This is a genomic window from Winogradskyella vidalii (assembly GCF_013403955.1).
GTDB lineage: Bacteria > Bacteroidota > Bacteroidia > Flavobacteriales > Flavobacteriaceae > Winogradskyella > Winogradskyella vidalii.
This window is the reverse complement of the sequence record NZ_JABFDG010000013.1, coordinates 1-7,669: the sequence shown is the minus strand read 5'-3', so window position 1 is coordinate 7,669 and position 7,669 is coordinate 1. Positions and strand designations below refer to the sequence as shown.

Genomic DNA, 7,669 nt, shown 5'->3' with positions numbered 1-7,669 from the left:
GAATTTTCACGGGTTCGTAAAAGTTTGCTAACTTAGTTGCTGAACCACGCAACTAACCATACACAAAACCGTTGGCAACAAGGCAAATTGAACTCATAAACAAAATATGGAAATAAAAAACATTGTACTTCATCATATAAAAAGAGAGGAAAACCAAGCACCTGTTCTTAATATATCAGATCATCTTTTAGAGAAAGACAATATTATTGTAGAAGAATTTGTTGAGAAACTAATAAAAAGTTTTAGTTCAAAAAACCCAACCTATGGAACTTTTCAAGAAGATAAATTAGCATATCCATTTCAAAAATTAGTAGAAACTTATAGAACAGATAATGAGTTTTTAGATTTTTCTATAGAATCAATGAAACTTTTAGAAAAAGAAATTCAAGTTCCTCAGGCTAAAGGTGGTTATGTTGTATTCATACATTACCTGCAAAATGGAATTGATTTCTTAATCACAATAATGTTAGATAAAGCTGAACAATTCACAATTAATGATGACAATTTAGATATTAAAAAATTAAAAACTTTAGATATTGATAAGCTCGCAAGAGCTAACAGAGTGAATATTAACAAATGGGAAGATAAACTAGATTTATATTTGGCTTTTATAAAAGGAACTAGAGATGTTTCTAGTTATTTTCAAAAATTTATTGGTAATACAGATTTAACCTCTTCAAAGAAAAATTCTCAAAACTTAAAGGAAGCAATATCTAAGTATATGAGAAATTATAATTTTGATGACGAAACCAAAGAAAAAGTAAATCAACAAATCAGTGAATATATTAAAACCCAATACGAATCTAATTCTGACATTGAATTAACAGCAATATCAGCTCATTTGAATCAAGCACAACCAAATAATTTTATTGAATTCATAAGAAATACAGATGATATTGAAGTTAGTGGTAACTTTAGATTGTCAAGAAAAGCTGATTTTAATGTATTTCACAGAGCAAAATTTTCCGGAAATGGATTTAAATTAGAATTTGAAAAAAACCTTATCAAACAGGGTAAAATCTTGCGTGATGGAAATGATATAATTATTAAAGATTTACCTCAAGATATTCTTGATAATCAATTTGAAATATAATGGAACTTGAAAAATTCATTCTTTTTAGAAAAAAAATTCAAGATTTTGAAATCACACCATATGGTTTCAAGGGGTTATATATATTAGAAAATGAAACTGATGTTAACTTAATTAGTCTATTTGAAGATATTCAAATAAGAGAAATATTTTACCCTCACAATAACAGTACTGCCAATCAAAAAAAATTAAATGTTGGAGATAAAGTCAAAATCCTAATTGATTTATCTAAGTTTCAAAATTATTTTGAAAAGTTTGAGGATTTTTTAAAATCAAATAAGTACAAACTAAATTTTGATAAATTTTACATTTACGAATTAGATTATCATCACGAAGTTAGTCCAGTAAATAAACAAATCAATAACTTTTTATTATTACAAGAATTAATAAACTTTTTAAAAAAGTTAAGCACTTACGAAAAAACAACAAAAGGTATTTTAGAACTATATTTTCATAAACCAGACAAAATATGTTCTATTTTAATTGATTATGATATTGAAAGTATTAAAAAACTTAAAATCAATAAATCAATTTCAGAGCTTTCTGAACACGTTTTTGAAAAATCTGACCAAGAAACGAGAATAAAACTATTTTCAAACGAAATGATTAATCTACTATCTGTAAATGACTTTTCATTTGATAGTGTATTAAATAACTGGGAATCAATAGATAATAGTTATAGAAGTAGTTTCCAAATTTACTTGTCTGAATTTTCATTTGAAAAAATAAAAACATCTTCTCAAGAATATTTTCACGAACTAACTGACCGAATATATTCCACAATACATAAATTTTCTGGATACATATTAGCAATACCAGTTGCTTATCTTTTAATATTAAGGTTTTTTGATTTTAAAGGAGAAAACTTAACTAAAGACAGTTTTTTATTAGCAATTGGTTTACTCTATTTTATAATAATTTGGTTTGTATTATTGAATAACTTGAGTAATGCTTTTGAAACAATTGAAAAAGATATTGATAAATTTCTAAATAGAATTAAAGGAGAGGAAAATTTAGTAGAAATAACTGAAAACCTTGCTGACCAAAAAAAGAAACTTATTCCGAGTCAAAAGAAAAAAATAAAAATAGTAAGAATTATTAGTGTTTTGATTTTTCTTATGATTTTATGTGCTTATCTAATTATTTATTTAGAGAATTTAAAAGAGTTGATAATTAAAAGCCCAATTGCCAACACCGTATATAATTTATTGCTAGCTTTTCGCCTACTTACGAAAGTCCTCGCGGACTTTCTTGGTCTGTAATTATTTACTAAATTAGTTGCTTGAAACACGCAACAAACCATATACAACAACGTTAGCTACAATTTACCAGAAAAACCAACAATTGAACAATAAATTAACAGAATATATAGTTCACGAATCAGCAGATAAATTTTATAAAACTGTCCGAACTGAACTAAATCGTAAGACATTTGGAAAAAAATTCAATTTATCTGGAGACTATCCTGATAATGGTGGAATTGACATTTATAATACTATTTCGTTCGCTGTTTTTCAACCAAATCTTGGACCATTAGTCAAGCTGAATTTGAACTGCGTGAATAAGAATAAAAACGGAACTGAAAGTAAACTGAACTTAAAACGTGTGAACGGAGCGACATATAAAATGCAATTTTGGTTTATGATTTTTTTTGTTTCTATAACTCTAATAATAGCATCATATCAAATTATAATTGGAAATGATATTGGGTTTAATATGCTAATGTTAACGCTTTTTGGACTGATTTATATTTTAATTATTGAATTATTTGCCGAATTTACAATTGAGAGTCTGAAGAAAAAAGTTGAGAAAATATTGAAAACAGAAAACTTGAATTATAAAAAACTGTAGCTAACACCGTGTATAATTAATTGCTTCATTGAGCCTACTTGCGAATATTCCTGCGGAATATTCACGGGTTCGTAAAAGTTTACTAAATTAGTTGCTTAACCACGCAACTAACCATACACAAACACGTTGCCAACAAGCTAATAAAAACCGAACTAATTACCAAATTGGTAACTTTTTTATTATATTTGCGTCAAACAATTATAATGTGAGAGTAATCGCAAAACGAACTTTACGAGATTTTTGGGAAAAACACGCTGATTGTGAAGAACAATTAAAATCGTGGTATAGAGAAACTGAAAAATCCGAATGGAAAAATATTAACGAATTAAAAAGTGAATATCCGAGTGCTAGTATTTTAAAAGACAATCGAATTGTTTACAATATAAAAGGTAATAATTATCGTTTGATTGTAAAATTTAATTTTGAATACGGAATATGCTGGATAAGGTTTATCGGAACTCACGCTGAATATGATAAAATTGACGCAAATAATATCTAATTATGAAAATATTACCAATTAGAAACGAAAAAGACTATCAAAACGCACTCAACAGACTTGAGGAAATTTTTGATGCAAAAAAAGGAACGGAAGATGGAGACGAATTGGAAATCTTGTCAATTTTGATTGATAGATATGAAAATGAACAATTCCCAATCGGAATGCCTGACCCAATCGAAGCAATTAAATTCCGAATGGAACAAATGGGAATGAAACAAAAGGATTTAGCAGAAGTTGTTGGATTTAAAAGTAGAGTTAGCGAAATTTTAAATAAAAAAAGAAAACTGACTCTAGATATGATTAGAAAACTCAACACTACTCTACATATTCCTACTGAAGTTTTAATTCAAGATTATTAATTGAAAAAAGCCAGTTGGCAACACCGTATATAATTTATTGCTGGCTTATTGCTCACTTACGAAAGTCCTCGCGGACTTTCTTTGTCCGTAATTATTTACTAAATTAGTTGCTTAAACCACGCAACAAACCATATACAAACACGTTGTGCGTCATTTAAGAAAAATCGTGCGAAAAACAAGATAAAGGAAATAAAAGGAAAAATTTTGACAAATGGAAAATGGAGATTTAGAAGTTTTATGTTGCTTTTGTGGTCAAGATTCAACATTTAATAAAGCCATTCAAATCACGATAGAATGTGATAAGAAAGCTAAAGAGGTTCAGGCAGTTTATGCTCATTCTAAATGTCTTGACGAAGTTTTACATAAAAGTGTTCCGAGAGTATTTGACTTATAAATTGGAATAAACATTTAATGAAAAAATGGATTTTAATAATTGTTGGAATTATCCTGATTGGAATAATCGGAATTGGAATTAAAATCAACTCGGATTTGGACGATGTTGTGGAAGCTTTTAATTCGGAACATTCTCTAAAGGAGCCAAATTTGATTATACTTTCTGACTCAATTTCACCGAATAAAAAGTACAAATATTACGAATATCAATTTGACAAAGGCGGATTAGGATTTTCAAGAATATTTTGGTCAGTTATTGAAAATGACAAAATAGAAAATGACCTTGGAAAAGGATTAATTCCTCAAGGATTTAAAATAATTGGATGGAACGAGAAAAACGAATTGCTTTTAAGAGAATGGAATCCTACATCGGAATTAAAAACTGTGTCGGAATTGCAGAGCGGAACAATAATTAACGGAATGAAAATAAACGTCGTGGAATAAAAACGAACGCACAACACCGTGTATAATTAATTGCTCAGTTCTAGCCTACTTGCGAATATTCCTGCGGAATATTCACGGGTTCGTAAATGTTTATTAACTTAGTTGCTAAACCACGCAACTAACCATACACAAACACGTTGTAACGCATTAACGCAAAAACGAAAACTGGTTCAAATAGTAAAGACTATAACATTTAAAAAGAAAAGACTTTTTATTGGTATGGGAGAAGAAGAAGCAGATGTTCCTTGTTCTGATTCTGAAATATATAACCAATTTGATAATATATTTAACTAAAAAAAAATTAAATTGAGCATAGTTTTTAAATCATAACTATGCTCAATTCTCTATTATGAAATATATATTATTCAGTATATCGTTGTTTTTCTTCTTACACAATTCCTTTTGTCAAGAAAAACGAGTATATCTTTTTGAGGAAGATTTAAAACCTATAAATGATTTTCAACTAAATTTCTTTATAAAAGATAGTTTATCAATTTATAAAAGCAACAACAGAAATAGTTTTTTAATTAATCATAATAAAATTAATTCGTTAGATTCAGTAATTATTACCTACGATAGCTTTTATTCACAGAAATTAGATTTAGATGTGCTTAAAAAGCTAGATACTATTGTATTAAATAAACAAATACATTTAGACGAAGTTGTAATAAAAAAACAGTTCGTAAGAAAAGAATTAGGTGCTGTATCGAAAAATAGAAATCTAAAAAAATTAGGTTCAACTTCTACTTCAGAAAATATAATACAATTAGAAGTTAGCGATTATAAAAGAGCACAAATTGAAAGTATAAGCATTTATATTTTTGAAAAATTCCGCGATTTATATAACACAAAGTTTATAAATGAAAACATAGATATAAAGTTTTACCTTTTTCAATCAAATGAGAGTCCTAACAATAACACTGAAAATCTTCTTAAAAACGAATTAATCGTTAATACGGAAAAAGGAGAAAAGGGTTGGCTGTCAATAGACCTAAAAGATCTTAATATAAAAATAAAAGATTATAAATACTTATATATTGGTTATAGTACTTTTGGTAGTCCAATTGCACAGGGAATTATTAAAACAAAAAAATTAGACAATAATATAATTAAATATGGAAGAAGCACTTTTGTTGAAGGTAATAGACAATGGAGGCTTCCTAAAATTATTTATAATAAGAAAGAAGTTTCCATTCCAGCCATAAAAATTAGAATAAAACAATAACGCGTTACAACACCGTGTATATTTAATTGCTGTGTTCTTCACTACTTGCGAATATTCCTGCGGAATATTCACGGGTTCGTAAAAGTTTACTAATTTAGTTGCTGAACCACGCAACTAACCATACACAACAACGTTGTGCCTAATTTGAAAAATGAAACAGGATAGCCTAATAAATCTTGCAATTGAAATTTTAAATGACAAACCTGAAACTCATATTTCAAAGTTTGAGAAACTAATGGATATACTTCTCTCTTTGTTTACAGACCGAATTGAAAATAAAAAAACTCAATTTGACAGAGAACGATTTTATTACATAAATCTTTTAACTCAGAAATTCATTGTTCATGGATTTTCAGTCAAAAAACTAATTGATGGAATAACTTTAGATTCACCAAGTAAAAACTTAAAAATTGAAATGCTAGACCCATTTTCAATTTATTCTTTGGTTAGAACAGTAATTGAAAATTATTTAGTTCAAAACTATCTATCCAATTCAAATTTGGACGACGACATGCTACAATTAAGGTTTGAGATTTGGATGAGATATGGTTTACTTCAGCGAAATATAGAGCCTGAAAGTGACGAAGCAAAAAGAGTAAGTGAATTAGATAAAAAAAGTATTGAGAATTTAGAGAATTCCATAAAAACTAGAAAAGGGTATTTAGAACTTTCAGAAACAAAAAAAGCATCATTGCATAAAACTATAAACAAAGAATGGAAAATAATATTTAACAAAGAAAAATTCTATCCTGTAAGTTGGAAAAGATTAATGAAAGAAGCTGGAATTAAAGATGAAACAAATGACCAGATTTATAACTTTCTTTCATGGCACGCTCATTCTCAAAGCATTTCCATTCTTCAATTAAAAAATATGTGGGACAAAGATTTTGCTAAAAAAAATGTTCTAACTTCTGTAAAGAAATTAAATATGTTTACTGGATTTATAATTTCAGATATAATAAAATCGGATAAAGAGTTTAGGAATTCTTATGAAAATTTGAGTAATGAATACAAAGATTTAATTAATTTCTACAATATGACCTACAGAGGAACTGAATATATGATAGAACAATTAAAAAACTAGGCACAACACCGTGTATAATTAATTGCTAGGTTCTTCCCTACTTGCGAATATTCCTGCGGAATATTCACGGGTTCGTAAAAGTTTACTAAATTAATTGCTAAACCACGCAACTAACCATACACAAACACGTTGTGTGTAATGCCAAAAAAACTGAATGGAGACAATTTTTGAGAATAAAAAACAAATAGGGAAATTGGATATTCCAATGCAGATTATGCGAGGAATTCTCTTTATAATTTTGGTCTTTTTTGTTTCTAAAATTCGGTTTATAAATAAGGAAATGAATCCAAATATTACGCTAATTTTTGGAATTGCACTCGGAATATTATTCGTTTATTTAATTTTAAGTGCTAAAACTATAAAACGAATTGAAAAAAATACAGAAACGGGAAAACTGACTTTTATATTTTCTCGACAATTGCGAAATGATAAAATAACGGAAATTAATATTTCGGAACTGACTCTGGAATTGAAGAACGTCCAAACTCGTGCGAATTCAGAAAAAGTACTTCTGATTTCTGACCAAGAAAATAAAGTAAAGTTGAGTACGAACCAAAAGGGAATTACGGAAACTGAACTGAATAAAATAATCAATGAAATAGAAAGCACTACACACAACACCGTGTATAATTAATTGCTAGGTTCTAGCCTACTTGCGAAAATTCCTGCGGAATTTTCACGGGTTCGTAAAAGTTTACTAATTTAGTTGCTTAACCACGCAACT

Annotated in this window: 10 protein-coding genes; all 10 read left to right on the top strand. The window is 28.1% G+C overall.

What is annotated here, in order from left to right; all coding sequences use genetic code 11:
* Positions 1–106 precede the first annotated feature (106 nt).
* Positions 107–1,093: a nucleoid-associated protein gene (locus tag HM982_RS17935; RefSeq protein WP_179354710.1), complete on the top strand. Its 987-nt coding sequence runs from the start codon at positions 107–109 to the stop codon at positions 1,091–1,093.
* Positions 1,093–2,352 (top strand): hypothetical protein, encoded by a 1,260-nt coding sequence (locus HM982_RS17930; protein ID WP_179354709.1) that lies wholly within the window; start codon positions 1,093–1,095, stop codon positions 2,350–2,352. The genes HM982_RS17935 and HM982_RS17930 overlap by 1 nt, the downstream gene beginning before the upstream one ends.
* Positions 2,353–2,434: 82 nt before the next feature.
* Complete coding sequence (locus tag HM982_RS17925) at positions 2,435–2,941, top strand: hypothetical protein (protein WP_179354708.1); 507 nt, start codon at positions 2,435–2,437, stop codon at positions 2,939–2,941.
* A 205-nt stretch (positions 2,942–3,146) separates the two neighbouring features.
* Positions 3,147–3,440 (top strand): type II toxin-antitoxin system HigB family toxin, encoded by a 294-nt coding sequence (locus HM982_RS17920; protein ID WP_068449008.1) that lies wholly within the window; start codon positions 3,147–3,149, stop codon positions 3,438–3,440.
* A gap of 2 nt (positions 3,441–3,442) precedes the next feature.
* Positions 3,443–3,799 carry a helix-turn-helix domain-containing protein gene (locus tag HM982_RS17915; RefSeq protein WP_068449010.1) on the top strand — a complete coding sequence of 119 codons (357 nt, stop codon included), beginning with the start codon at positions 3,443–3,445 and terminating at the stop codon, positions 3,797–3,799.
* A 211-nt stretch (positions 3,800–4,010) separates the two neighbouring features.
* On the top strand, positions 4,011–4,193 hold the full coding sequence (locus HM982_RS17910) for a hypothetical protein (protein ID WP_179354707.1): 183 nt from the start codon (positions 4,011–4,013) through the stop codon (positions 4,191–4,193).
* Positions 4,194–4,210: 17 nt separating this feature from the next.
* A complete protein-coding gene (locus tag HM982_RS17905) occupies positions 4,211–4,636 on the top strand; it encodes a hypothetical protein (protein WP_179354706.1) in 426 nt (141 codons plus the stop codon).
* Between the two features lie 349 nt (positions 4,637–4,985).
* Positions 4,986–5,861, top strand: a complete 876-nt coding sequence (locus HM982_RS17900; RefSeq protein WP_179354705.1) for a hypothetical protein — start codon at positions 4,986–4,988, stop codon at positions 5,859–5,861.
* A gap of 151 nt (positions 5,862–6,012) precedes the next feature.
* Positions 6,013–6,945: a DUF5677 domain-containing protein gene (locus HM982_RS17895; protein WP_179354704.1), complete on the top strand. Its 933-nt coding sequence runs from the start codon at positions 6,013–6,015 to the stop codon at positions 6,943–6,945.
* Between the two features lie 154 nt (positions 6,946–7,099).
* Positions 7,100–7,579 (top strand): hypothetical protein, encoded by a 480-nt coding sequence (locus tag HM982_RS17890; RefSeq protein WP_179354703.1) that lies wholly within the window; start codon positions 7,100–7,102, stop codon positions 7,577–7,579.
* Positions 7,580–7,669 lie beyond the last annotated feature (90 nt).

What these genes read in the sequence shown, in the direction of transcription:
- HM982_RS17935 (WP_179354710.1), top strand. Translation starts at nt 107, where the DNA reads ATGGAAATAAAAAACATTGTACTTCATCATATAAAAAGAGAGGAAAAC.
- HM982_RS17930 (WP_179354709.1), top strand. Translation starts at nt 1,093, where the DNA reads ATGGAACTTGAAAAATTCATTCTTTTTAGAAAAAAAATTCAAGATTTT.
- HM982_RS17915 (WP_068449010.1), top strand. Translation starts at nt 3,443, where the DNA reads ATGAAAATATTACCAATTAGAAACGAAAAAGACTATCAAAACGCACTC.
- HM982_RS17910 (WP_179354707.1), top strand. Translation starts at nt 4,011, where the DNA reads ATGGAAAATGGAGATTTAGAAGTTTTATGTTGCTTTTGTGGTCAAGAT.
- HM982_RS17905 (WP_179354706.1), top strand. Translation starts at nt 4,211, where the DNA reads ATGAAAAAATGGATTTTAATAATTGTTGGAATTATCCTGATTGGAATA.
- HM982_RS17900 (WP_179354705.1), top strand. Translation starts at nt 4,986, where the DNA reads ATGAAATATATATTATTCAGTATATCGTTGTTTTTCTTCTTACACAAT.
- HM982_RS17895 (WP_179354704.1), top strand. Translation starts at nt 6,013, where the DNA reads ATGAAACAGGATAGCCTAATAAATCTTGCAATTGAAATTTTAAATGAC.
- HM982_RS17890 (WP_179354703.1), top strand. Translation starts at nt 7,100, where the DNA reads ATGGAGACAATTTTTGAGAATAAAAAACAAATAGGGAAATTGGATATT.